The 22,870-nt window shown below is 67.8% G+C and carries 25 protein-coding genes; 8 read left to right on the top strand and 17 right to left on the bottom strand.

Annotated features, from left to right (window positions below):
- The first annotated feature begins 22 nt into the window (after positions 1 to 22).
- The 5 genes from ASD05_RS21295 to ASD05_RS21275 are packed head-to-tail and all read left to right on the top strand — an operon-like array spanning position 23 to position 4,911.
- Positions 23 to 688, top strand: a complete 666-nt coding sequence (locus ASD05_RS21295) for an amino acid ABC transporter permease (protein WP_056596775.1) — start codon at positions 23 to 25, stop codon at positions 686 to 688.
- 13 nt (positions 689 to 701) lie between these two features.
- Complete coding sequence (locus ASD05_RS21290; RefSeq protein WP_056596773.1) at positions 702 to 1,361, top strand: amino acid ABC transporter permease; 660 nt, start codon at positions 702 to 704, stop codon at positions 1,359 to 1,361.
- Complete coding sequence (locus ASD05_RS21285; protein WP_082572215.1) at positions 1,358 to 2,149, top strand: amino acid ABC transporter ATP-binding protein; 792 nt, start codon at positions 1,358 to 1,360, stop codon at positions 2,147 to 2,149. The genes ASD05_RS21290 and ASD05_RS21285 overlap by 4 nt, the downstream gene beginning before the upstream one ends.
- A gap of 27 nt (positions 2,150 to 2,176) precedes the next feature.
- Entirely contained in the window at positions 2,177 to 3,388 is a 1,212-nt protein-coding gene (gene manD / locus ASD05_RS21280; RefSeq protein WP_056596768.1) for a D-mannonate dehydratase ManD, read from the top strand.
- A 14-nt stretch (positions 3,389 to 3,402) separates the two neighbouring features.
- Positions 3,403 to 4,911, top strand: a complete 1,509-nt coding sequence (locus tag ASD05_RS21275; protein ID WP_157610194.1) for a mannitol dehydrogenase family protein — start codon at positions 3,403 to 3,405, stop codon at positions 4,909 to 4,911.
- A 23-nt stretch (positions 4,912 to 4,934) separates the two neighbouring features.
- Here the strand turns inward: ASD05_RS21275 and ASD05_RS21270 are convergent, their stop codons facing one another.
- The 4 genes from ASD05_RS21270 to ASD05_RS21255 all read right to left on the bottom strand — a co-directional run bounded on the left by ASD05_RS21270 (position 4,935) and on the right by ASD05_RS21255 (position 9,845).
- Positions 4,935 to 5,309 (bottom strand): hypothetical protein, encoded by a 375-nt coding sequence (locus ASD05_RS21270; protein WP_056596763.1) that lies wholly within the window; start codon positions 5,307 to 5,309, stop codon positions 4,935 to 4,937.
- Positions 5,306 to 6,766, bottom strand: coding sequence for a DUF1501 domain-containing protein (locus ASD05_RS21265; RefSeq protein ID WP_056596759.1), 1,461 nt, complete (start codon positions 6,764 to 6,766; stop codon positions 5,306 to 5,308). The genes ASD05_RS21270 and ASD05_RS21265 overlap by 4 nt, the downstream gene beginning before the upstream one ends.
- A gap of 20 nt (positions 6,767 to 6,786) precedes the next feature.
- The gene (locus ASD05_RS21260) at positions 6,787 to 8,658 is read right to left on the bottom strand and encodes a DUF1800 domain-containing protein (RefSeq protein ID WP_056596756.1); all 1,872 of its coding nucleotides are present in this window, start codon (positions 8,656 to 8,658) and stop codon (positions 6,787 to 6,789) included.
- Positions 8,659 to 8,897: 239 nt separating this feature from the next.
- A complete protein-coding gene (locus ASD05_RS21255) occupies positions 8,898 to 9,845 on the bottom strand; it encodes an adenylate/guanylate cyclase domain-containing protein (protein ID WP_007832214.1) in 948 nt (315 codons plus the stop codon).
- A gap of 336 nt (positions 9,846 to 10,181) precedes the next feature.
- Between ASD05_RS21255 and ASD05_RS21250 the strand changes: the two genes are divergently transcribed.
- Positions 10,182 to 10,517 (top strand): hypothetical protein, encoded by a 336-nt coding sequence (locus ASD05_RS21250; RefSeq protein WP_056596754.1) that lies wholly within the window; start codon positions 10,182 to 10,184, stop codon positions 10,515 to 10,517.
- 59 nt (positions 10,518 to 10,576) lie between these two features.
- Here ASD05_RS21250 and ASD05_RS21245 read toward each other — a convergent pair whose 3' ends face one another.
- The 8 genes from ASD05_RS21245 to ASD05_RS21210 form a co-directional block, all read right to left on the bottom strand.
- A complete protein-coding gene (locus ASD05_RS21245) occupies positions 10,577 to 11,545 on the bottom strand; it encodes an LD-carboxypeptidase (protein WP_056596751.1) in 969 nt (322 codons plus the stop codon).
- Positions 11,542 to 12,648, bottom strand: coding sequence for a tRNA adenosine(34) deaminase TadA (gene tadA / locus ASD05_RS21240; RefSeq protein ID WP_056596749.1), 1,107 nt, complete (start codon positions 12,646 to 12,648; stop codon positions 11,542 to 11,544). The genes ASD05_RS21245 and tadA overlap by 4 nt, the downstream gene beginning before the upstream one ends.
- Positions 12,638 to 12,835 (bottom strand): hypothetical protein, encoded by a 198-nt coding sequence (locus ASD05_RS21235; protein ID WP_056596746.1) that lies wholly within the window; start codon positions 12,833 to 12,835, stop codon positions 12,638 to 12,640. Before ASD05_RS21235 ends, tadA begins: the two co-directional genes overlap by 11 nt.
- 1 nt (position 12,836) lies before the next feature.
- Positions 12,837 to 13,481 (bottom strand): FMN-binding negative transcriptional regulator, encoded by a 645-nt coding sequence (locus tag ASD05_RS21230; protein WP_056596744.1) that lies wholly within the window; start codon positions 13,479 to 13,481, stop codon positions 12,837 to 12,839.
- A 45-nt stretch (positions 13,482 to 13,526) separates the two neighbouring features.
- Positions 13,527 to 14,225 (bottom strand): ankyrin repeat domain-containing protein, encoded by a 699-nt coding sequence (locus ASD05_RS21225; protein WP_056596741.1) that lies wholly within the window; start codon positions 14,223 to 14,225, stop codon positions 13,527 to 13,529.
- A complete protein-coding gene (locus ASD05_RS21220; RefSeq protein WP_056596738.1) occupies positions 14,225 to 14,734 on the bottom strand; it encodes a GlcG/HbpS family heme-binding protein in 510 nt (169 codons plus the stop codon). Before ASD05_RS21220 ends, ASD05_RS21225 begins: the two co-directional genes overlap by 1 nt.
- A gap of 118 nt (positions 14,735 to 14,852) precedes the next feature.
- The gene (locus ASD05_RS21215) at positions 14,853 to 15,491 is read right to left on the bottom strand and encodes a response regulator transcription factor (RefSeq protein WP_056596727.1); all 639 of its coding nucleotides are present in this window, start codon (positions 15,489 to 15,491) and stop codon (positions 14,853 to 14,855) included.
- Positions 15,488 to 16,966: an ATP-binding protein gene (locus tag ASD05_RS21210; protein ID WP_056596725.1), complete on the bottom strand. Its 1,479-nt coding sequence runs from the start codon at positions 16,964 to 16,966 to the stop codon at positions 15,488 to 15,490. Before ASD05_RS21210 ends, ASD05_RS21215 begins: the two co-directional genes overlap by 4 nt.
- A gap of 68 nt (positions 16,967 to 17,034) precedes the next feature.
- Here ASD05_RS21210 and ASD05_RS21205 point away from each other — a divergent pair, with 68 nt between their 5' ends.
- The gene (locus ASD05_RS21205; RefSeq protein ID WP_056596722.1) at positions 17,035 to 18,117 is read left to right on the top strand and encodes a DUF72 domain-containing protein; all 1,083 of its coding nucleotides are present in this window, start codon (positions 17,035 to 17,037) and stop codon (positions 18,115 to 18,117) included.
- On the opposite strand, the gene ASD05_RS21200 is transcribed toward ASD05_RS21205, so the two are convergent.
- The 5 genes from ASD05_RS21200 to ASD05_RS21180 all read right to left on the bottom strand — a co-directional run bounded on the left by ASD05_RS21200 (position 18,114) and on the right by ASD05_RS21180 (position 21,782).
- Positions 18,114 to 18,608 (bottom strand): RidA family protein, encoded by a 495-nt coding sequence (locus ASD05_RS21200; RefSeq protein WP_056596719.1) that lies wholly within the window; start codon positions 18,606 to 18,608, stop codon positions 18,114 to 18,116. The two genes, ASD05_RS21205 and ASD05_RS21200, sit on opposite strands and share 4 nt — an antisense overlap.
- Positions 18,609 to 18,694: 86 nt before the next feature.
- On the bottom strand, positions 18,695 to 19,015 hold the full coding sequence (locus ASD05_RS21195) for a non-heme iron oxygenase ferredoxin subunit (RefSeq protein WP_007832227.1): 321 nt from the start codon (positions 19,013 to 19,015) through the stop codon (positions 18,695 to 18,697).
- Between the two features lie 8 nt (positions 19,016 to 19,023).
- Positions 19,024 to 19,506: an aromatic-ring-hydroxylating dioxygenase subunit beta gene (locus ASD05_RS21190; protein ID WP_056596716.1), complete on the bottom strand. Its 483-nt coding sequence runs from the start codon at positions 19,504 to 19,506 to the stop codon at positions 19,024 to 19,026.
- Positions 19,503 to 20,759, bottom strand: a complete 1,257-nt coding sequence (locus ASD05_RS21185) for an aromatic ring-hydroxylating dioxygenase subunit alpha (RefSeq protein WP_056596714.1) — start codon at positions 20,757 to 20,759, stop codon at positions 19,503 to 19,505. Before ASD05_RS21185 ends, ASD05_RS21190 begins: the two co-directional genes overlap by 4 nt.
- Positions 20,760 to 20,792: 33 nt before the next feature.
- On the bottom strand, positions 20,793 to 21,782 hold the full coding sequence (locus ASD05_RS21180; RefSeq protein ID WP_056596711.1) for a 2Fe-2S iron-sulfur cluster-binding protein: 990 nt from the start codon (positions 21,780 to 21,782) through the stop codon (positions 20,793 to 20,795).
- A 125-nt stretch (positions 21,783 to 21,907) separates the two neighbouring features.
- Between ASD05_RS21180 and ASD05_RS21175 the strand changes: the two genes are divergently transcribed.
- Positions 21,908 to 22,822, top strand: a complete 915-nt coding sequence (locus tag ASD05_RS21175) for a LysR family transcriptional regulator (protein WP_056596708.1) — start codon at positions 21,908 to 21,910, stop codon at positions 22,820 to 22,822.
- The last annotated feature ends 48 nt before the right edge of the window (positions 22,823 to 22,870 follow it).

The raw sequence follows: 22,870 nt of genomic DNA, 5'->3' as shown, positions 1-22,870 counted from the left end.
TCACCTCACGGGGGTTCTTCCCATGAACTTCGATTTCTCGCCGATCGCGGACAACTGGCGCTTCTTCGCCAGCGGCCTGGGCATGACCGTGCTGCTGAGCATCGTCAGCGCGGCCACGAGCCTGCTGGCCGGGCTCGTGATTGCGCTGCTGCGCCTGTACGGCCCGCGCTGGCTGCGGTCGCTGCTGGTCTTCTACATCGACTCGATGCGCGCCATTCCGGTGCTGGTGGTGCTGATCTGGATCTACTTCGCGTTTCCGATCATCGCGAACGTGACCTTCCCGCCATTCTGGGCGGCGCTGGTCGCGCTCACGCTGCACATCGCGGCCTACGCAGCGGAGGTGATCCGCGCCGGCATCGAGTCGATCCGGCCGGGCCAGACGCGCGCCGCGCTGGCGCTGGGCATGTCGCGCGCGCAAATTTTGCGCAAGGTGCTGCTGCCGCAGGCCATCGTGCGGATGCTGCCGGCCTTCGGCTCGATCCTCACCATCGCGATCAAGGACACGGCCATCGCCACCGTGATCGCGGTGCCCGAGCTGATGCACCGCGCCGAGACCGTGGCCGGCCAGAGTTACCGGCCGGTGGAGGTGTTCACCGCGGTGATGGTGGCGTACTTCTGCATCCTGTTTCCCGTGACGCGGGGCGTGGACCGGCTCTATCGCCGCTTCGCGCACCTCGGCCGCTCCTAGGAAAGACACAGCCATGACATTCGATTGGTCCGTGATCTGGACGCACCGGGCCGCGCTGCTCGAAGGCGCCGCCCTCACCGTGGGCCTGACCGTGCTCACGATGCTGCTGGCGGTGCCCGGCGGCATCGTGCTCGCGCTGATGCGCCTGTCGCCCAACAAGCTGCTGCAGTCGGTTTCGCTCGGCTTCGTGGAGTTCTTCCGCAACCTGCCGCTGATCCTCATCATCTACTGGGCCTTCTACGTGATGCCCATGGCCTTCGACGTGCAGTTCTCGGCCATCACCACCGCGCTCGTGGCGCTCGTGCTGAACGTCGCGGCCTACAACGCCGAGACCTTCCGCGCAGGCATCAACTCGATCCGCAAGGGCCAGATGGAGGCCGCGCTCGCCATGGGCATGTCGCGACGCCAGGCGATGTTCAAGGTGGTGATCCCGCAGGCCGCGCGCCGCATCCTGCCGGTGATCGCGAGCACCTGGATCTCGCTGTTCAAGGACACCTCGCTGGTCTCGGTCATCGCCGTCAGCGAGCTGGCCTACACCTCGATGCAGATTCGCGCGCAGACCTTCCGCGTGCTGGAAATGCTCACCGCCATGGCCGTCATCTACTGGCTCATGGGCTACCCGCAAGCCAAGCTGGTGGACTGGATCCACCGCAAATACGGAGTCAAGGAATGAACGCAACCACCCCAACCGCTCTTTCCCCGGCGCGCAAGAACGCCGACCAGCCGCCCGTGCTGGTGTACGAGAACGTCCGCAAGCTGTACGGCGACTTCGTGGCGCTGCGCGGCGTGTCGCTGCAGGTGCACAAGGGCGAGGTGATGTGCCTGATCGGCCCCTCGGGCTCGGGCAAGTCCACGCTGCTTCGCTGCACCAACGCGCTGGAAACCATCGACGGCGGGCGCGTGCTGGTGGATGGCGTGGCGCTGCCCTCGCAGGAGTCGCAGGTGCGCAAGGTGCGCCAGCGCATGGGCATGGTGTTCCAGAGCTTCGAACTGTTCCCGCACAAGTCGGCGCTCGACAACGTGGCGATGGGCCCGGTCACCGTGCTGGGCATGCCCGAGGACAAGGCCCGCGCCCGCGCGATGGTGCTGCTGGAAAAGGTGGGCCTGGCGAACAAGGCCGGCAACTTCCCGGCCAACCTCTCGGGCGGCCAGCAGCAGCGCGTGGCCATTGCCCGCGCGCTGGCGATGGAGCCCGAGGTGATGCTGTTCGACGAGCCCACCTCGGCGCTCGACCCCGAGACCGTCGGCGAAGTGCTGAGCGTGATGCAGAAGCTCGCGCAGGAAGGCATGACCATGATCGTGGTGACCCACGAGATGGGCTTCGCGCGGCGCGTGGCCGACTGGGTGGTGGTGTTCGAGGCCGGCGCCATCATCGAACAGGGCCCGCCCACGCAGATCTTCGACAACCCGACGGTGGAGCGCACCCGCGACTTCCTCGGTCACCTCGGCTGGAACGGCTGAACCACACACCCCCTGAAGCCACGCATCATGAAAATCACCAACGCACGCGTCATCGTCTGCAGCCCCGGGCGCAACTTCGTCACCCTCAAGATCGAAACCGACGAGGGCCTCACCGGCATCGGCGATGCCACGCTCAACGGGCGCGAGCTGGCCGTGGCGGCCTACCTCACCGAGCACGTCATCCCCTGCCTGATCGGGCGCGACGCGCACCAGATCGAAGACATCTGGCAGTACCTCTACAAGGGCGCCTACTGGCGCCGCGGCCCGGTCACCATGACCGCCATCGCCGCGGTCGACACCGCGCTGTGGGACATCAAGGCCAAGGCCGCGAACATGCCGCTGTACCAGCTGCTCGGCGGCAAGAGCCGCACCGGCGTGATGGTGTACGGCCACGCCAACGGCCGCGACATCGAACAGACAGTGGACGAGGTGCTTCGCTACAAGGACGAAGGCTACCTCGCCATTCGCGCGCAGAGCGGCGTGCCGGGCCTGGAAAAGGTGTACGGCGTGGGCCGCGGCACCATGTTCTACGAGCCGGCCGACGCCGACCTGCCCAGCGAGCACGACTGGTCGACCGCCAAGTACCTGGAGCACACGCCGAAGCTGTTCGACGCAGTGCGCAGCGCCGTCGGCCCCGACATCCACCTGCTGCACGACGTGCACCACCGCCTGACGCCCATCGAGGCCGGGCGGCTGGGCAAGTCGCTCGAGCCCTTCAACCTGTTCTGGATGGAAGACGCCACGCCGGCCGAGAACCAGGAGGCCTTCAGGCTCATCCGCCAGCACACGACCACGCCGCTGGCCGTGGGCGAGATCTTCAACAGCATCTGGGACTGCAAGGACCTGATCGAGAACCAGCTGATCGACTTCATCCGCACCACGGTGGTCCATGCGGGCGGCATCACCCAGCTGCGCCGCATCGCCGACCTGGCTTCGCTCTACCAGGTGCGCACGGGCTGCCACGGCGCGACCGACCTTTCGCCGGCCTGTATGGGCGCGGCGCTGCACTTCGACATGTGGGTGCCGAACTTCGGCATCCAGGAATACATGCGCCACACCGACGAGACCGACGCGGTGTTCCCGCACGCTTACAGCTTCGCCAACGGCATGCTGCATCCGGGCGAGGCGCCGGGCCACGGCGTGGACATCGACGAGAAGCTCGCCGCCAAGTACCCGTACCAGCGCGCCTACCTCCCGGTGAACCGGCTGCAGCACGACGGCACGCTGTGGAACTGGTGAGCGGGGAAAGCGCCGTGCCACACCTGAATCCCGACACCCTGCCCTCGCTGCCCATCGACGTCGCGAAGCCGCGCTATGACCGCGACGCGCTGCGGGCCGGCATCGTCCACCTCGGCGTGGGCGCCTTCCATCGCGCGCACCTCGCGATCGTCAACGAGGCCGCGCTGCATGCCAGCGGCGACCTGCGCTGGGGCACGGTGGGCGTGTCGCTGCGCGCGGCCGACACGCGCGATGCGCTGCAGCCGCAAGGCGGCCTCTACACGCTGGCACTGCGCGATGCGGCCGACGACGGCAGCCCGCGCGAGGCGCTGCAGGTGGTGGGCAACCTGCTCGACGTGCTCGTGGGGCCGGAAGACCCGCAGGCCGTGCTCGAACGCCTCGCCCATCCGGACACGCGCATCGTCACCCTGACGATCACCGAGAAGGGCTACCACCACGACCCGGCCACCGGCGCGCTGCGGCTGGACGACGCCAGCATCGTGCACGACCTCGCGCACCCGAAAGCGCCGCGCACGATGCCCGGCTTCGTCGTGCACGCGCTGAACCTGCGCCGCCAGCGCGGGCTGCCGCCCGTGACGCTGCTGTCGTGCGACAACCTGCCCGCGAACGGCGACACGCTGCGCGGCATCGTGCTGGCCTTTGCGCAGCAGGTCGACGAGGCATTGCACAGCTGGATCGACGCGCACTGCAGCTTCCCCAATTCGATGGTCGATCGCATCGTGCCGCGCACCACCGACGCCGATTGCGAACGCATCTCCGCGCGCCTCGGTGCCGAAGATGCATGGCCGGTGATCGGCGAGCCCTTTCTCGAATGGGTGGTGGAAGACCGCTTCGCCAACGGGCGCCCCGACTGGGCCGCGGGAGGCGCGCGCTTCGTCGAACATGCGGAACCCTTCGAGCGGCTGAAGCTGCGCATGGTCAACGGCAGCCATTCGGCGCTCGCCTACCTGGGTGCGATGGCGGGCTTTCGCACGGTGGACCGCGCGATGGCGGAGCCGGCCTTGCGCAACTTCATCGACGCGTTGATGCGCGAAGAGATCGCCCCCACGCTGCCGGCCATGCAGGGCCTCGACCTGGACAGCTATCGCGCGCGGCTGCTGCAGCGCTTCTCGAATCCCGCGCTGCAGCACCAGACGAAGCAGATCGCGATGGACGGCTCGCAGAAGCTGCCGCAGCGCCTGCTCGGCACGGTGCGCGACCGGCTCGCTGCCAGACAGCCCATCGACCGGCTCGCGCTCGCCATCGCCGCATGGATTCACTACCTGCGCGGCGTGGACGAGACCGGTGCCACGCACGACATACAAGACCCTCTCGCCGAAGCACTGGCCCAACGGCTCGTGCAAGCCAACGCGGCACCGTCGGTGCAGGAGCGCGTGGCCTTCTTCGCGGGGTTCTCGCCAGTCTTCGGCGAGCTTGGCGGCGAACCGCGCTTCGTCGCGGCAGTGGCGCGCCAGCTGGCCGTGCTCGAGACGCGCGGTGTGCTTGGCACGCTGACCGTCTTCGACACGACGGCCAACGCCTGAACGTTCGGCTCTGCGGCGGCGCCTCAACGCTTCTTGCGGCGCCCCTTGTAGGCGGGCATGGCCTCATAGCGGTAAACGCGGAATCCGTCCTTCTGCATGAAGCTGACCGGCTCCCAGCCGCGTGCCAGCGCGCAGTCGGTGATCTGTGCCATCTGCACGCCAAGGTAGTCCTGCAGGCTGTCGGCCACCGCGAGTTCGAATTTCTTCAGTTCGCGGTCCAGCGACTCCACTGCCGCGATGGCGGCCTCGACGCGGGTGAAGGGACGCACGTGCGTCACCCCCTTGCTGCGCATCGGGGTGGACTCATTCGCGGGGTGTTCCGCGCTGAAATTCACGCTGGCCCCACCTTCCATGCCGTTGAGGCCACCGATGGCACCCATGCTGCTCATTTCGTTCATGCCATGAATCCCATATCGCGCGGATAGCTGATGCCACTCGGCGCAGTCACGTTGTTGAAGTTCTTCAGGTTGGGCAGGATGCCGTCGAGCTCCGCGTCGGGCACGCCGAACCATTTGGCCAGCGTAGCCGCGTACTGGTCGACCGAGGTGGTCGGCAGCAGCCGGCCCTGGCCAACGTGCCACTGGTCGTCGTCGCCGGTGGTGTTGCCCACGCTCACCGGCGGCGGTGTGCCGTACAGCGCCTTTCCCTTCACCGCGCCGCCGACCACGAAGTGATGGCTGCCCCAGCCGTGGTCGGAACCATTGCCGTTGCTCGACAGCGTGCGGCCGAAATCGGAGGCGGTGAAGGCCGTCACCTTGTCGGCGAGGTGGAGCGCTTCCATCTGCCGCTGGAACGCGGTCATTGCATCGGACAGCCGCTGCATCAGACCACCCTGCTTCGTGTCGAGGTCGTCGTGCAGGTCGCAGCCACCCATCGAGACGAAGAACACCTGCCGCCGCACGCCCAGCGCGGTACGTCCGCGGATCAGGCGCGCCACCATCTTGAGCTGGTCGGCCAGGTTGTTGCCGCTGGGGAAGTTGCCACTCAGATCGTCGGGCTGGATGGCCGCGAATACCTTGCCTTCGGCCTCTACCGCGCGCGTGGTGACCTTGTTGTATTCGTTCTCCAGCGTGTGGCTGCGCGCCTGCTGCGCGAGTTGCTGCATGGCCGCCTTGACGGCCGAGGAGCCATAGACGCTGCCGGTGGTGGCGCTCACGCTGTTGATGCGCACCGCGCCGCGCGTGCCGACCTGATACTGCAGCGCCTCGTCGCCCGACAGGAATACCGTGTTGCCAGCCACCGAGATGCAGGTGAAGAGCGACGCGTTGCGCTGGCCGCCCAGCATCAGGTCACCGAGGTTGCCGCCCCAGCCGATGGTGGAGCCTTCGGGCGAGGACGACTGCCAGACCGATTGCTGGTCGTTGTGCGAGAACAGCTTGGGCGGGATCGGGAAGGCCTTGCGGTTCGGGCTTTCGAACTGCGCCCGCGTGAGCGGCTTGACGAGCGGGCCGACGTTGAGCTGAACGGCCATCTTGCCTTCGTCGAACAGCGTGGCGAGCCTGGTCATCGCCGGGTTCAGCGCGTACTTGCGTCCGTTGGCGAGCGAGACGGCGGGCTTGAGTTCGGTGGCCGCGAGCGCCGCATCGAACGGCAGCGCGATGGCGCCGCGAATAGCGCTGTACTTCGCGTAGCTGTCGGCGTCGTAGTTGACGAGGGTGTTGGCGTAGTCGTTGCCGCCGAATAAAAAGACGCAGACCAGCGCCTTGTAGTCGTCGCCGGGCGCAGCCTGCGCGGCGGCTTCGCCCATGGCAGCGAGGTTGAGCGCGAATGGCAGCGCGGTGCCGGCGATCGCGAGCTGGCCCGTGCGGCGCAGGAAGGCGCGGCGCGTGTGCAGGGCAGGATGGATCAGGTGCATGGTCGGTCGGCTCCGGCTTCTTATTTCTGGACGAGATATTCGGGCGAGCCCATCACCAGCAGCACGCCGGCACAGACGAGGTCGAGCCTGCGGGCGTCGGTGGCGGGGTTCGCCAGTGGCGGCTTGCCCAGCGCGTCGGTGATCAACGCCACGGTGGCGGCCGAAAGCTGGTTGCCGGTGAGCAGCAGGTCGAGCCGCAGCACCAGTGCGGCGGGGTCGAGCGCCAGCGCCTTTTCGACCGCGTAGTTCGCCACCACGTCCTTGCCGTTGAAGCCGCCCTGAAGCACGTTCTGCATGAAGTTGAGATAGCCGCCTACGCTGGTCTCGTTGACCAGCTGGAATTCGGGCGCCACCAGCTTGTTGCTGGCGATGGCGGTCGAGGGCGGTACATAGCCGGGGCGGAAGTAATTGAACACAGAGGGAGAGCGCAGCGGGCTCTGGCCGAGGCTCTGGCTCGGGTCGGAGGTGTTGCCGATCTCCCAGGTGTCATCGGCCGAACCGATGCCGAAGCTGCGGCCCCATTGCACGAGCCGCAGCATCGGTTCGCGCAGGCGGCCGAAGTTCGGGTCGGAAAGGCCGGCGGGGCCGCGCGCCTCGTCATCGAGCAGCACGGCCGCGAACACGCTCTTCATGTCTCCGCGCACGCCAGCGCCGTTGTTGGCAAAGGTGTCGGCCACGCGCCTGACGTAGGCCGCGCTGGGGTTGCTCGTGACCAGCCGCTGGATCAGCTGCCGGCCGATGAAGGGGCCGACGTTCGGGTGATTGAAGAGCGTGTCGAGCGCGATCTTCAATGCCGCCGGGCCTGGCGTGCCGGCGGGCACCGTGGCACCGAGGAAGCGCGCTTCGAGCATCGAATGGTTGCCCGCCGTGTAGGCCATCGGCCGCGTGGTCCAGGCATTGGTCTCGATGGTGTAGCTCGCGTCGGGCGGGCGGAAGGCGTTGCGCTCTGCGGATCGGATGTCGAGGTCGTAGCCGGTGAAGACGCGTGCGAGGTTCGACACGTCGCTCTGCACGTAGGTTTCGATGGGCAGGCCGTCGGGGCCGGTCTTCAGCGTGCCGTCGCCTTCGAGCTGGTACAGGCCGATGGTCATGAGCTGCATGACTTCGCGGGCGTAGTTCTCGTCGGGCTGCCGGCCCGAGGCATTTTCCTTCCGGTTGCCGCGGGTATTGAGGTAGAAGCCCATCGCGGGGTTGAGCGTCACGTCTTCCAGCAGCTGGCGGAAGTTGCCGGTGACGCCGCTCACGAGCATGTCCCAGTACTGGGCCATCATGGCGGTGGGCCAGCTCGAGCCGATGTCGGTGCCGGAGACCACGAAGATCTCGCTGAGCGCGAGCGCCATGCGCTTGCGCACCGGGTCGGCCGCGGTCATGAGCTGGCGCCAGATCATGGCGTCGGTGTCGACGGCCCCGTAAGTCTTGCCGTTGACCCAGTCCCAGGCGTCAGGCTCGCTGGCCGCACCGAACTGCTCGCTGAGCCACGGCATGTAGCCCTTGGCGCGCACGGCGGCGATCTCGCTGTCGGAGGCGGAGAACTGGGCTTGCAGCAGGAAGCGCGCGGCCTCCGCGTCGCTCCGGGCCTGGGGATAGTGATAGGGGCCGGTGTCGGGTGCCGCGCCCGGAACGGCGCCCGGGTCAGCGCCCGGACTGGCGCCCGGACCTGCGCCGAGACCGCCGCCAATGGGAAAGCCGGGGCCCCCAGCGCCGCCTCCGCCGCCACCGCATGCGGCCAACGCGGCGGCCATGGAGAACGCGGCTGCGGCCTTCAGGGGCCGCGGCGGGACGTCCGACCTTGTTTCATCGGTTGCCGCTGCCGCCACATGTGCCGGCGCCGCGGCGATGCACATCGCTTCGTCGACCGGGCTTGCGCAGCCGGCCTCGAACTGTTCCACCATGATCCTCGCTCCTCCGGCGTATCGGCGCCGACCGAGCGATCCAAGGCAAGCGGCATGCCCTGCGGGAAACAGGCTGGCGGACATCCAGAAGCCAGCGCCGCCGCCACATTAATGTGTATCAATGTGACTTTTTAGTCACTTCCTGAAACAAAATTGGCATGCCAGCGCGACTGGCGGGGCCGTAGTAGCTGCAGCCGGGCCGAGGGCTGTAGACGGCTGGCAATGTCACGCGTGCAGCGTCAACGCGCGATCTCCCGGCGCGACAGCATCACATCGCCGCTGTTCGTGTTGAAGGCGATGGTCGGCGCGCTGACATCGCTGAGCGGCGCGCCCAGCCCGATCTCGCCGCGCCCGTGCAGCACGCATTCCTCGCGCCGCAGGGCGATCTCGGTGCTCGGTCCGCCGTTGCCGTGGAAGCGCACCCAGGTGCCGTAGGTGCTGACGTCGATCAGCACGCAGCTGCCCTGTCGCAACTCGATGCGTGCATGCAGCCGCGAGACGCGGGGATCGTTGACCACGAACTGGGCGTCGTTGACGCGGCCGAGGTGGATCGGGAGTTCTTCGGTACGGAACATCGAACGAACGTCGAGCCAGGCCAGTTCGATCTGGCCGAAGGTGGAGTCGGGCATCCGCAGCGGAGCGAGCGCCGCAGGCACCGTGAGGAAGCTCGTCACCTCCTCCTGCCAGTCGATCCGGTGCACCACCGACATCTCGCTGCGGCCTCGGATGTTGATGAGGCCCAGGTCGCGGTGCTGCACCGTACCTTCGCGCAATTGCGAGATGACCGCATCGGTCACCCAGATCTGGCCGGGGCCGGCCAGGTCGCTCAGGCGCGAGGCCAGGTTGACGGCGTCGCCGTAGCAGTCGCCCTCGACCTCGACCACCTCGCCGCTGGCCACGCCGATCTGCAGCGCCATGCGCAACGGCACAGGCCACGCGAGCAGCCGCTTCTGGTGATAGCGCTGCAGCTCGACGACGGCGTGCGTGGCGGCAGCACCGCTGGAGAAGATGGCGAACACGCCGTCTCCGAGCGACTTCACCACCCGGCCGCCATGCGCCTGGCACACGCCGCCGATCCATTGCGTCAGCCGCGTCACCGTTTCCGTGGCCCGCGCATTCCCCATGGCCTCGAAGACTCTCGTACTCCCCGTCAAGTCCGCGAATACGACTGTGGAATTGACACCCATATTGTTGTGATTCTCGATTTTTCTATCGCAGGTTGTGAACGTTCAGGCTCTCTACCTTCCTCCGCAAACAGCTCTCCTGGCTATCCATCGCGCACAAAAAGAAGCGGGTTGCGCTCTCTTCGTGTTGACCGCCGGGTATACCCCGTTGGGCACGGAGCAGACATACCAGGGGTCTTTTGGCCGCTTGTAGTGCTTTTGAAAACAAAACACAACGACGGAAAAAATACTAAGCCAAGGGTGTTGTTTGCAAACAAGAAACATCGTTTCAGATCTTGTGGAACTGTTGACTGAGGCTTAAGGTAGCGGCCGTCCTGGCTTCCCACACGCATCCCGCCCATGCTTCTCCGCCTCCTTCGCCTGCTGAACGTACCCGGCTCCGGATCCCGCCAGGCGACGGAGAGCCAGCTGGGGCGCATTCGCACCGCGATGCTGTCGGTGCTCCAGGCCCATGGCGGCCACTCGGTGCAGCGCGTCAGCCAACGCGTGCGCTTCGCGGCCGACGTCGAGGCGCTCTGGTACCTGCGCCAGGACGTGATGATGGCGCTGAGCGCCATCGACGGCGAAACCGCCGCCCGCCGCCAGATGAAAGCCATCAACAGCATGTTCAAGGGCGGATTGCCGGGCTCGATGGGGCCTCGCGCGCACCAGCGCTTTACCAGCAACAACAGCTGAAGCTGCGGCGGCCCTTCGGGGCCGTTTTTCTTTTTTCGCTTTCTTCTCCCTGCCCGTGGTCAATGGGCGTGATGATGATCATGTTCGTGGTGGTGCCCGTGCGCCGACGCGTGCAAGTGGCCCCAAACGAGGAAGACGTCGCGCCCTTCCGCCGCCATCGACACCTTCGCGCCCACCGGCAGCAGCACCTTCGTGGGCACGTGGCCGAATGGCAGGCCCGCCAGCACGGGCACCTTGAGCGACGCGCGCAGCCGGTCGATCACCGTGTCCAGGCCAAAGCCGCGGTCGTAGCCCGGCACCTTGCGGATGCCGGTGAACTGCCCGAACACGATGGCACGCTGGCGCGCCAGCACGCCGGCCATCTTCAACTGGTCGAGCATGCGTTCGATGCGGTACGGATGCTCGTTGGTGTCCTCGATGAAGAGCACGCCCTTGTCGACCGCAGGAAAGTACGGCGTGCCGAGCAGGCTGGCCAGCACGCAGAGGTTGCCGCCCCACAGCACCGCGTCCTGCACGGGCTTGAACTTCAGGTCGGCATCGCGCACCGGCATGCGCCAGCCGGTGCCTTCGCCCTGCCCGCTCACGAGATCGTCGAAGCAGGCTTCCATGATGTCGTCGGGGCCGGCCTCGGCGCCGAAGTCTTCGCCGAGCGCAGGGCCCGACCAGCTCACGGCGCCGGTCTTGACCAGCAGCGCGCTCTGCAGCGCGGTGAAGTCGCTACAGCCGACGAACTCGGTGCCCTTGCCGATCGCCTTGGCCACGGCCTTGTACGGAATGGCGTCGAGGATGCGCGTGAGGCCGTAGCCGCCGCGCGCGATGAGCGCCACGTCGGCACCGCTTGCTGCGGCGCGCGAAATCGCGGCGAGCCGCGTGGCGTCGTCGCCCGCGAAGCGTTGGTACGCCGAGAGTGCCGCCTCGTCGATTTCGACTTCATGGCCCAGTGCCTGGAGCCGCTTCACGCCACGCCGGAAGGCGGCTTTGTCGCGGACCGCGCTGGCGGGGGAATAGATATAGATGTGTTTGCTCACGTGTTCGAGTATCCCATTGCGTTTCGCACCTGCCGCACGAACGTTCGGGCTTGCGCCGGCGCAGGTCCCGAGGACGTGGCGATGGGGCCGAGCGCGCGCAGCGCTGCTTCGTAGCCCCGATCGGGGAAAGGTGCGCGCCAAGCGCCCTCGATTTGCTCGCCGCCGTCGGGCACGAGCAGCATCGCCGCGAAACGGCCGGGCGCTGCGGCCTGCAGCAGCGCTGCCAGGTCGGTCGCGGCCGCGCTGTGCGCGAGCACCATCGCGCCGGACGGCATGCGATCCAGCCATTCGAGCAGCACGTCGCGGTGCCATTCAAGGCGATGCGGCGCTTCGCGCTTGGGCTTGTCGCTCTTGCCGAAACCGATCAGGTCGGGCACGAGCGTGCGCAGCCCCGGCAGGCCCACCAGATGCCGGAAGAAGTAGCCCCATTCGCCCGGGCCGTGCAGGCACAGGCAGCAGGCGTCGCCCTTACCGCCTTCATCGACGTAGTGCATGCGCCAGCCCTGCTGGCTCGGCAGGTCCTGCACGTGGTGCGGCGCGAAGGCGTAGCCGGCCAGCGCGTCGAAGCGCTCCTGCGGCGTGCGCAGCGCGTCGTCGCGCAAGGGTTCGGCCTGCGCGCGCGCGGCGCTCCGGCGCTGCTGGAAGAAGGCCTGCAGCACGGCGGCGCACTCCTGCGCCAGCACACCGCCCTGCACCAGCGTGCGATGGTTCAGCCGGGGTTCGGCGAAGAGATCTAGCACCGAGCCGGCTGCACCGGTCTTTGGGTCGGTCGCGCCGTACACGACGCGCGCCAGCCGCGAATGCAGCATCGCCCCCGAGCACATCGCGCACGGTTCCAGCGTGACAAACAGCTCGCAGCCATCGAGCCGGTAGTTGCCGAGCGCGGCGGCACCGGCGCGCAGCGCGTTGATCTCGGCATGCGCGCTCGGATCGTGCTGCGCGACCGGCGTGTTGCGGCCCGTCGCGATCAGCTGGCCGTCCTTGACCAGCACAGCGCCGACGGGCACCTCGCCTGCCTCGGCGGCAAGCTGCGCCTCGGCGAGCGCGAGCGCCATCCAGTGCGCGTCGCCCGGCATCGGCGCGGGAATGGCCTCAGTTGTCATCCGGCATCTGGCGCGCCTTGACCTGCTGCTGCACCTGTTGCGCATTCACAGGCGCTTCGCCTGCCGGTGCGGCAACGCCGGGCACGGCCGGTCGCGAAGAAGAAGCCATGCTCGTCATCTGCTTCTTCGCAACCAGCCCGGCGATCACGAGTGCCAGCACGAGGCCGATGAGCCCGAATCCGCGCATCTCAGCGTTCCTCCGCCACGGGCGCATCGGCCGTCATGCCGAGCCGGCCCATCCACACGGCAAGCGCCTGCTCGTCCGGCGTGCCCGCGCTGTAGACCGCATGCATCGCGGCATGCGACTCGCGGCGGTGCTGGTTGAGCTTGACCTTGCATTGCAGCGCCGTCACGCGCAACTCGAAGCCTGTGATGCCGGCCAGCATCTTGAGCTGGAACTCCTCGCCCAGGTCGCGCCACTGCTGCGCATAGGCAGGCTCGTGGTCGCCGATGAGTTTCTTGAGCAGCGCGTCCTTGTCCGCGGGCTCCTCGATCAGCCGGGCCTCGACGGTGCAGTGCACGGCCAGGTAGTTCCAGGTCGGCACGCGGGCCAGGTCGGGGTACACCGAAGGTGACAGGTACGAATGCGGGCCGAGGAAGGTAACGACCGCCTGGGGTCGCGCCTGCAGGTAGCGCCAGTGCGGATTGGGCTTGGCGCAATGCCCCAGCAGCACCAGTTCGTCGCCACCGCGCGGCTCGGCCACCAGCGGCAGGTGCGTGACGTACGGCAGCCCGTCGTCGTCGTTCGAGATCAGGCTCGCGAACGGGTGCGAGCGCATCAGCTCCAGCGCGATGGACGGATCCTTGGCATTGAACTGCGGGGGCATGTACATGGGCGTTTTTCCTCGTGGCGAGGCCCGATTGTCCCCGAGCTGCCCCTATCTTGTACGCGGCGCCTCCAGCAGTTTCACCATCGCGGTGTAGCCGCGCGCCTTGGCCAGCTGCAGCGGCGTGTTGCCCTGGCGGTCGGTCAGCTTGAGGCTGGCGCCGGCATCGATCAGCGCGGCCAGCGTGCGCTGGTGGCGGGGGCCGCCGTCGCCGAGCACGATGGATTCGATCACGGCCGTCCAGTGCAGGTTGTTGACGTGGTCGAGCGGCGCACCGGCCGCGATCAGCCGCCGCACTACCTCGTCGTGCCCGAGGTGCGCGGCCGCGATCAGCGCGGTGCCGTCGTAGCGGCTCGTGGTCTGCCCAGCCTTGGCGCCGAGCGACAGCAGCAGGGAAAGCGTCGGCGTGTCGTCGGCCACCGACGCGATGGTGACGGCGTCGTAGCGATCGTCGTCGAGCAGGTCGAGGTTGGCGCCGGCCTTGGCCAGCAGCTTGATCGCCTCGCGCTGCCGCGCATGCGTGGCGACATGCAGCGGCGTGCGGCCGCGCGTGTCGCGCGCATCGAGGTTGGCGCCCGAGGCGGCCAGCGCCTTCAGCTTCTGCAGGTCGCCATGCCATGCGGCCTGGTGCAGTCCTTCGTAGGCCAGCACCTCCGCCGCCAGCGGCGGCACCTGGGCGAGCACGCTGACCGGCACGCCCAACCCGAGCGCGATCGCCAGCACACCCGGCCAGATGCCGCGCGCCTTCATCAGAGCAGGCCCTTGACCTTTTCCAGCGCCGCGTTGGCGCACTGGTCGTCGAGGTGGCCGCCGGGTGCGCCGCCCACACCGACCGCGCCGATCACCTCATTGCCCGACTTGACCGGCACGCCGCCGCCCAGCAGCAGGAAGCCCGGCAGGTAGACCAGGTTGGCCGCACCTGCGTTCTTCTGCACGCCTTCCATCATGGCCTGCGTCGGGCTCTTGGCCGAGGCCGAGGTCCAGGCCTTGCGCTCGCTCGAAGCCAGCGTGTGCGGGCCGGCGTTGTCGGCGCGCTGCACGGCACGCACGGTGCCGGCGCGGTCGACCACGGTGGCCGCCACGTTGTAGCCGTTGGCCGCGCAGGCGGCCACGGCTTCGGCCGCGATCTGGTTGGCCAGTGCGAGCGACATGTTCTTTTCGGTGCGCACGGCCGAAGCCGCGGGTGCGGGCGTCTGGGCCTGGACTGCGGAAGCGGCGAGCAGAACGGCGAGGCCGCCGAGGCGAAGGATGGAATGCATTGTTCGTTTTCTCCAGTGGATGCGGGTGATTGCGCCGGCAGTTGCCGACGGCTGCGCCACTGTAGAAAACCCGGCGCGCAACGGCCATTCGTACGGCTACGCGCGGTGCTCCGTAGTTCTACGGAGCGCTGTCCACCAGCACGGCATAGCGCCGGATCAATTGCGCGAGCGAATCGCAGCCGAGCTTGGCGAACAGGTTGGCGCGGTGCGTCTCGACCGTGCGCGGCGAGAGCGCGAGCGTGCGCGCGATCTCCTTGTTGGTCAGCCCCTGCACGATGAAGGCGAGCACCTCGCGCTCGCGCTCCGACAGCTGCGCCACCCGCTCGCGCGCGGCGTTGTCGGCCTGCGAGCGTTCGCGCGAGCGCACGTGCTGGCGCACGGCCTGCTGTAGGGCTTCGAGCAATTGCTCGTCGTCCACCGGCTTTTCGAGGAACTCGGCCGCGCCGGCCTTGAAGGCGCGGCGGCACATCTCGACCGTGCCGTGGCCGGTCAGCATGATCACGGGCTGGTCGACGCCCTGCGCCACCAGACGGTCGAGCACCGTCAGGCCGCTGATGCCGGGCATGCGCACGTCGAGCACGATGGCGCCGACGCTCGCGCGGTCGAAGCCGTCGATGAAGGCCTGCGGGTCGGCCCAGGCCTGAACGCGCAGGCCGACCGTGCCGATCAGCAGCGACAGGCTGTCGCGCACCGCCTGGTCGTCGTCGATCAGGTGGACCAGCGGGGATTGCGGAGGATGGATGCTCGATGTGTTCACGGGTTCGGTGCGACCAGTGGCAGCAGCAGGGTGAAGCGCGCGCCGCGGGGCGAGGCGTTGGCCGCGCTCAGACTGCCGCCCATGCCGCTGGCCAGGGTTTCGCTGAGGCTCAGGCCTAGGCCCAGCCCGCCTTCGCGCGTGCTGAAGAAAGGTTCGAAGAGGCGCGGCAGCGCTTCGGGCGCGATGCCGCGTCCGTTGTCGGTCACGGTGAGCACGCCCTCCTGCCCGTTGCGGCCGACCGAGACGACAAGGCGCCGCTCGGCCGCCGGCACGAGCTCGAGCGCCTGAAGCGCGTTCATGAGCAGGTTGTGCACGATCTGCTCGAGGGCCACTGCCTCGGCCTGCACGCGCACCGGCGCCTGCGCGGCGGCGTCGAACTGCGCATTGATCGTGTGCTTCGCGAACTCCGGCGCCAGCAGGTGCATGGCGCTGCGCACCACCTCCTGCAGCACCAGCGGCTTCGCGTCGCCGCCGGCCTCGGGACGCTCGATGACGCGACGCAGGCGCCCCACCACGCCGGCCGCGCGGCGCGCCTGCTCGACGGCCTGCCCCATCGCGTTGCGCGCCGTGGCCAGGTCCGGCGGCTCGTCGTCGAGCAAACGGCGCGCGGCCTGCGCGTTGGCCAGCACCGCCGTGAGGGGCTGGTTGAGTTCGTGCGCCAGCCCGGCAGACAGTTCGCCCAGCGCATTGAGCCGCGCGACCTGCCCGAGCCGCAGCAGCTCTTCGGCCCGCCGCCGCGCAACCCGCTGGCGCTGCGCGGCCCACAGGCCCACCAGCAGCGCGGCCGCGGCCACGGCCCAGCCGGCGATGCCGCGCCACGGCAGCTCGCCCCACCCCACCTGCCGCTCGGCCACGAGGTCGAAGGGCTGGCTCGGCGAGGCCAGCGCCTTGGTCAGGTCGAAGCGCCATCCGTTCGTGGCCGGCGTACCGGGCTGCAGCACGAGCTGCTGCCCGTCGCGCTGCAGGCTCACCCTCACGGGGCTGCGCTGCGGATTCATCGGCCAGTCGCGCCACGGCACGGAACCGGCCAGGTCGATGTCGAGCGCGTAGCTGAACGGCGTGGCGCCGATCACGAGCACATAGCGGCCATGGGCCAGGTCGAGCGCGGCCAGTTCGGGGCGCTGCAGGCTGCGCGAACGCGCCTCGGCCGCGGCCAATGCGCCGGCCTGCGCGCTGTCTGCCCAGGGCTCGTCGCGGTCGCGCCGCTGCACGCGCAGGATCGACGAATACACCGAAGGCAGGCGCTGCTCCGGATGGTCCGCGCCGGTGCTGGGCTCCAGCAGCGCGAGCGTGGCCAGCACGGCGTCGTACTGCACCATCTGCTGGCTCATGAGCCGGTGCGCGATGCGCACGTCGGTCTCGAAGTCCTGGTGCACCTGCGCCAGTTCGGCGCGCGCGAGCCACACCGCGCCCGCGGCGGTGAGCGCCAGCCATGCCAGCCACCAACCACCCTGCGTGCGCAACCACTGTTTCATGGCGCGAATTGTGCCCGGCGCGGCGCGCCCGTCCGGCGTTGGCCGAGAATGCGGGCCCAGACATAGACATGGCTGACGTACAGGACTCTCTTTTTCCCGATCTTCCGCGCCCTGAAGAGGCGTCAGCGGCCGCGCCGGCGCCCGCCAAGGCGGAAGCCGAACCGCCCGCAAAGAAGAAGCCGCGCACCGGCACGGTCGAGCCCGCCCCCACCGATCCGGCACTGGTCGAGCTGTCCACGGCGCTGCCGCCCAAGCTGCGGCTCGGCACCTCGTCGTGGAGTTATCCGGGCTGGGCCAACCTGGTTTGGGATGGCGAATATGCCGAGACCGTGCTGTCGAAGAACGGCCTCTCGGCGCTGGCGAAGCACCCGCTGTTTCGCACCGTGAGCCTGGACCGCAATTTCTACCGCGCCCTCACCGCCAGCCAGTACGCGCGCTACGCGGCGATGGTGCCGGACGACTTCCGCTTCGTGGTGAAGGCGCCGAGCCTCGTGACCGACGCCACCGTGCGCGACGAAAGCGGCCGCGGCATGCAGGCCAACCCCGTGTTTCTCAGCAGCGAGATCGCGCGGCAGGAGTTCGTGCTGCCCGCGCTCGAAGGGCTGGGCCATCGCATCGGCGTGCTGGTGTTCCAGCTGAGCCCGATTCCCGGCCACCTTCTGGCCGACCAGCCCGCGCTGCTGGCGCGCATCGCCGAGATGCTCGACTCGCTGCCCGACCTCACGTCGGTCGCGCCCGATGCGGTGATCGCCGTCGAAGTGCGCGACCCGCAGCTGCTGAACCCCGCCTTCGCCGGGATGCTGCGCAGCGTGCGCGCCACCTTCTGCATGGGCCTGCACGCCAAGATGCCCCCCATCGAGGAGCAGTTGCCGATGCTGCGCGCCATGTGGCCCGGTCCGCTGGTGTGCCGCTGGAACCTGCACCGGCGCCACGGCCGCTTCGGCTACGAGGATGCGGAAAAGCTCTACGGCCCCTTCGACAAGATCGTCGATCCCGATCCCGAGACGCGCGCGGCGCTGGCCAAGGTGATCGCGGGAACCACGCGCGCGGGCCAGAACGCCTTCGTCACCGTGAGCAACAACGCTGAAGGCTGCGCGCCGCTGACCATCGCCCAGCTGGCACGCGACCTCATCGGCCTGGCGTCGCGCTAGCCGATGTACTGCTTGGCGGCGACTGTCATCTCGACTTCGACCGTCGCATTCTTCGGCAGTGCATACACGCCGACCGCCGTGCGCACGTGCACGCCGGCCTCGCCGAACACACGGTGCAAGAGGTCGGAAGCGGCATCGGCCACTTCGCTCTGCTGCGTGAAGTCGGCCGTGCATTGCACGAACGCGCCGACGCGCAAGACCTTCTCGATGGCATCGAGCGAACCGAAGGCCCTGCGCAGCAGCGCCAGGCTGCGCAGCGTGCAGATCTGCGCGCCTTCGCGGGCCTTGTCGAGCGACACCGTATCGCCGACGCGGCCGGTGACCACCACCGTGGTGCCCACGCGCGGCACCTGGCCGCTGAGGTAGACCGTGCGGCCGTCGCGCACGAGCGGCACATAGTGGCCGCCGGCAATGATCTCGCCGTCGAAGCTGTGGCCCAGCTCCGCGGCAATCTGGTCGGCGATCTGGTCCCGGGTCTTTTCTGCTGTCATGGCGCTTCCGTGAAAGGGAGGCTCATTGTCGCCAGCCCTCTCACCGCGCAACAGATACAGAGACTGCAGATCAGCGGCAGAACAGATCAGCCCTCGAACGCGAGAAACACCCGCCCGCCCTCGATCTTCACCGGGTAGCTGCGCAAGTCTTCGGTGAGCGGCGCGCACATCGCCTTGCCCGTGCGCACGTCGAAGCGCCCCTGATGCAGCGGGCATTCGATTTCGTGGCCTTCGAGAAAACCGTCGCACAGCCGCGCATGGCCGTGCGTGCAGATGTTGTCCGTGGCGTGGATGCCGTCCTCGGTGCCGTAGAGGGCGATGTCGCGCCCCTGCACCTCGATGCCCACCACGTCGTCGGAGGGAATGTCGTCGACGGCCGCGGCGTCGACCCAGGTCATGGTGCTCATGGTCGCTTTCAGATGGGGTAGATGATGGAGTTCGGGATCATTTCGCTGTCGAACACGCACAGGCGCGACGCGAACTTCAGGCCTTCAGGTGTGGGCACCACGGCGTCGATGTAGCGGCCGACGTTGAACACCGTCGAAGGCCCGTCGAGCTTGGTGCGGAACACCGCGTAGTTGGCCTCGCTGTGGATCGTGCCGTCTTCGTCGACCTTGTGCACCAGTGGCAGGCCGACAACGTGGCGCTGGTAGTACGGATCGTGGAACAGCGTCTCCTTGATGCCGTAGACCCGGTCTTCCAGCATGCCCCGGCTCTCGAACGAGAGCGTGGCCAGTGGCAAATTGCGCTCGTGGTTTTCGCGCGGCTGAAGGCGGTAGCTGCATTGCTCCGTGAAGAACGCGGGCCACAGGTCCCAGTGACCGGAATCGACCGCATGGGCATAGGCCGCATAGAGGCGCGACAGCTCCAGGTAGACGTTGGCGTCGAGGTTCTTCATGCTTCCATCACCTCGCGCCAGTAGCGGTACATGCCGCGAATCAGTGTCTCCGTCACCATGTGGTCGGTGTTCTCCACCTCGCGCCCGCCGAGTTCGGCCAGCGTGCGGTGGAAGGGCTTCTGCTCGAAGCCTTCCTGCGAGAACTCGATCACCTCGCCGTCATCGGCCGAGACGAAACCCGCCGGGCCGAACAGGTTGGCCTGGCGCAGTCGCCGTTGTGTCATCTCCTCGGTGTCGTCCTCGAAGCCGAAATGCGTCCAGACGAAATCGAAGGCGTCGTGTCCCACGGGCTGGATGTGCCGGGTCGAGACGCTGTTGACCTGCTGCTGAAGGATCAGGCTGGGGAACAACGTCATCATCACCGCGGTCGGCCCGCCCCACCAGGGCTCGGGCACGATGTCGAGAAAGCGCGGGTCCTTCAGCTGCATGCTCTCCTTGAAGCTCGACACCTGCGTGACCTGCGACGCCTTGCCGCCGGTGCCGCGCGTGGAGATCATCGCGGCGTGGCGGCCGTGCGCGTCCATCTTCAGTTCCGACTTGTTGTCGGCGCGCCAGAGCCCGAAGGTCACGAACCAAGTATGCAGCAGGCCCGGGTGGTACGGGTCCTTGATGTTCTCCTGCATGAGCTTCCAGTTGCCTGGAATGCGCTGGCGGCTGTAGCCGAGGATGGTGAGCTTGCGGCCGTCGAACAGGCGGTCGAAGTAGTGCAGGATGTCGGGTCCGAGAAAGTCCTCGAGCGACTCGATGCCATGGTCGAACGACGCGAACACCACGCCGCCGCGCGAGGCCACCTTGAGCTTGGTCAGGCCGTGCTCCTCGGTTTTGAAGTCCGGTGGCATGCCGCCGTTGACCTTGCCGTCCTGCTTCACGCCGCGGCGGAACGGCACGCCCTGCAGGTCGCCCTTGAGCGTGTAGTTCCACTGGTGGTAGGGGCAGACGAACTCCTTGCGGTTGCCATGGCGCTCGCGGCAGAACTGCATGCCGCGGTGCGCGCAGACGTTCTCGAAGACGTGGATCACGCCCTCTTCGTCGCGCGACATGACGACCGACCGCTCGCCGATGGCAGTGCGCTTGAAATCGCCGGGGTTCGGAATCTCGGCTTCGAGACCGACGTAGCACCAGTGCTTTTCGTAGAAGAAGCGCTGCAGCTCCTTCTTGTGCAGCGCCTCGTCGGTATAGGCCATGAAGGGAATGCGGCTGCTCTTTTCGCTTTCCCATTTCAGCTCGATGGGGAACACGGTTTGCGTGGTCATCGCGGGTCTCCTCTTTTCTCGTGGTTTCTTGCTTCAGACGCCTTGCAGGTAGAAGGCATCGGCGTGGATCTGCTCGGGCGCGAGGCTCCGGCCACGCACTAGCTGAGTCACGGCCTCGACCATTGGCGGCGAGCCGCACAGGTAGGCGCGCCATCCATCGAGGTTACCGGACCAGTCGGCGCGGATGGCATCGGTGATGAGGCCCACACGCTGGTTTTCTTTCGCGGGGCCGGTGACGACCACCACGTGCACATTCAACCCTGGATGCTGCGCCTGCAGTTCGCGCAGCTCGCCCAGGCCGTAGACGTCGGCATCGGAGCGCACACCCAGATAGAGGTGGATAGGCTGCGTCAGCCCGGTCGCTATGGCACCGCGCACGATCGAGAGGATGGGCGCCAGCCCCGTGCCGCCTGCCGCGCAGAGCATGGGCCCGCGGTGTTTGGTACGCAGGTAGGCGGTGCCCAGCGGCCCGCTCACGCGGACCGAATCGCCAACGCGCAGCTGCTCGAAGATGTGCGCCGTGACGCGCCCGCCGGGCACCCTGCGCACGTGGAATTCAAGCTCGGCGTCGCGGCTCAGTCCGGCCATGGAATACGGCCGCGCCAAGTCGGGCGCGAACTGCAGTTGCGCATACTGACCCGGGGAAAACTCCAGCGGCTTGTTCGGCTTGAGGCGCAGGCGGCGGATGTCGTGCGTGAGCACGTCGATGCCGGTGACCGTCGCCTTCAGGATGCGCGCCGGGTGCACCACCACTTCGTCGGGCTCCGGAATCTCGATGGCGCAACTTTCGGTCAGCGTGCTCTGGCAGGCCAGCACGTAGCGCTCGCCCTGCCCGTCCGGTCGGATCGCGTCCTGGCCGCCGTCGAGCAGCTGGCCCGACACCACCTTGCAGCGGCAGGTGCCGCAGCGCCCCGACATGCAGCTGTACGACACCGGCACATGGTGTTCGCGCAGCACTTCGAGCAGGTTCGCGCCGGGGCGGACCTCGAGGGTGCGGGCAAGGGGGTGAATGTGAAGGTCCATCGTGGGTTTCTCTTGCGCCGGTGTGGATCCAGCTTGTCTCCGGGACCGATGATGCTCGGCACCGGCCGATTGACCAATAGAATTTGGTGAATCATCTGCATCACTGTGCTGAATAAAGGTACGCCATGCAACTCAAGGACATCGACCTCAATCTGCTGCTGGTGTTCGACCGCATGCTGGCCGAAAAGCGCGTGTCGGCCGTGGCTGAATCGCTCGGGCTTTCGCAGCCGGCCATCAGCAATGCGTTGGCGCGGCTGCGCAAGCTGCTGGGCGACGAACTGTTCCTGCGCACCGCGCGCGGCATGGAGCCCACCCCCTTCGCGCTGCAGCTGGCCGAACCGGTGGCCTACGCCATGGGCGCGCTGCACACCGCACTCAACCAGCAGGTGGTGTTCGACCCCGCCACGAGCACGCGCGGATTCACGCTCGCGATGACCGACATCGGCGAGATCTACTTCACGCCGAGGCTGATGGAGGCGCTGTCGGTGGCGGCGCCGGGCGTGACGATCAGCACGGTGCGCAACAACACCGCGACCAACCTGCGCGACGAGTTGGAAGCCGGCCACGTCGACATCGCCATCGGCCTGCTGCCACAGCTGAAAGCGGGCGTGTTCCAGCGCCGGCTGTTCCTGCAGCGCTACGTGTGCCTGTTCTCGAACGCGCATCCGCTCGCGTACAAGCGCAGCGTTTCGCTCAAGGACTTCGGCGCGGCCGACCACGTGCAGGTGCTGGCTGCCGGCACGGGCCACGGCAAGGCAGACGACGTGATGGCGGCACAGGGCATCCAGCGGCGCATCCGGCTCAAGGTGCCGCACTTCGTGGCCATTGGCCACATCCTGCGATCGAGCGAGATGATCGCGACCGTGCCCGAACGGCTCGCACAGAGCATCGCCGAGCCGTTCGGACTGGTGTGGCGCCCACATCCGGTGGCGCTGCCGCAGATCGCGATCAACCTGTTCTGGCACGCGAAGGTGCACCGCGATCCGGGCAACCAGTGGCTGCGCGGGCTGTTGTTCGACAACTTTGCCGATGGTGACTAGATCGGGCCTCGTTCTCGCGTGTCGAATCCGGCAAATTTGATTATTTAT

The sequence above is a fragment of the Variovorax sp. Root434 genome (assembly GCF_001426595.1).
Classification (GTDB): domain Bacteria; phylum Pseudomonadota; class Gammaproteobacteria; order Burkholderiales; family Burkholderiaceae_C; genus Variovorax.
This window is presented reverse-complemented; position numbering and strand designations above follow the sequence as displayed.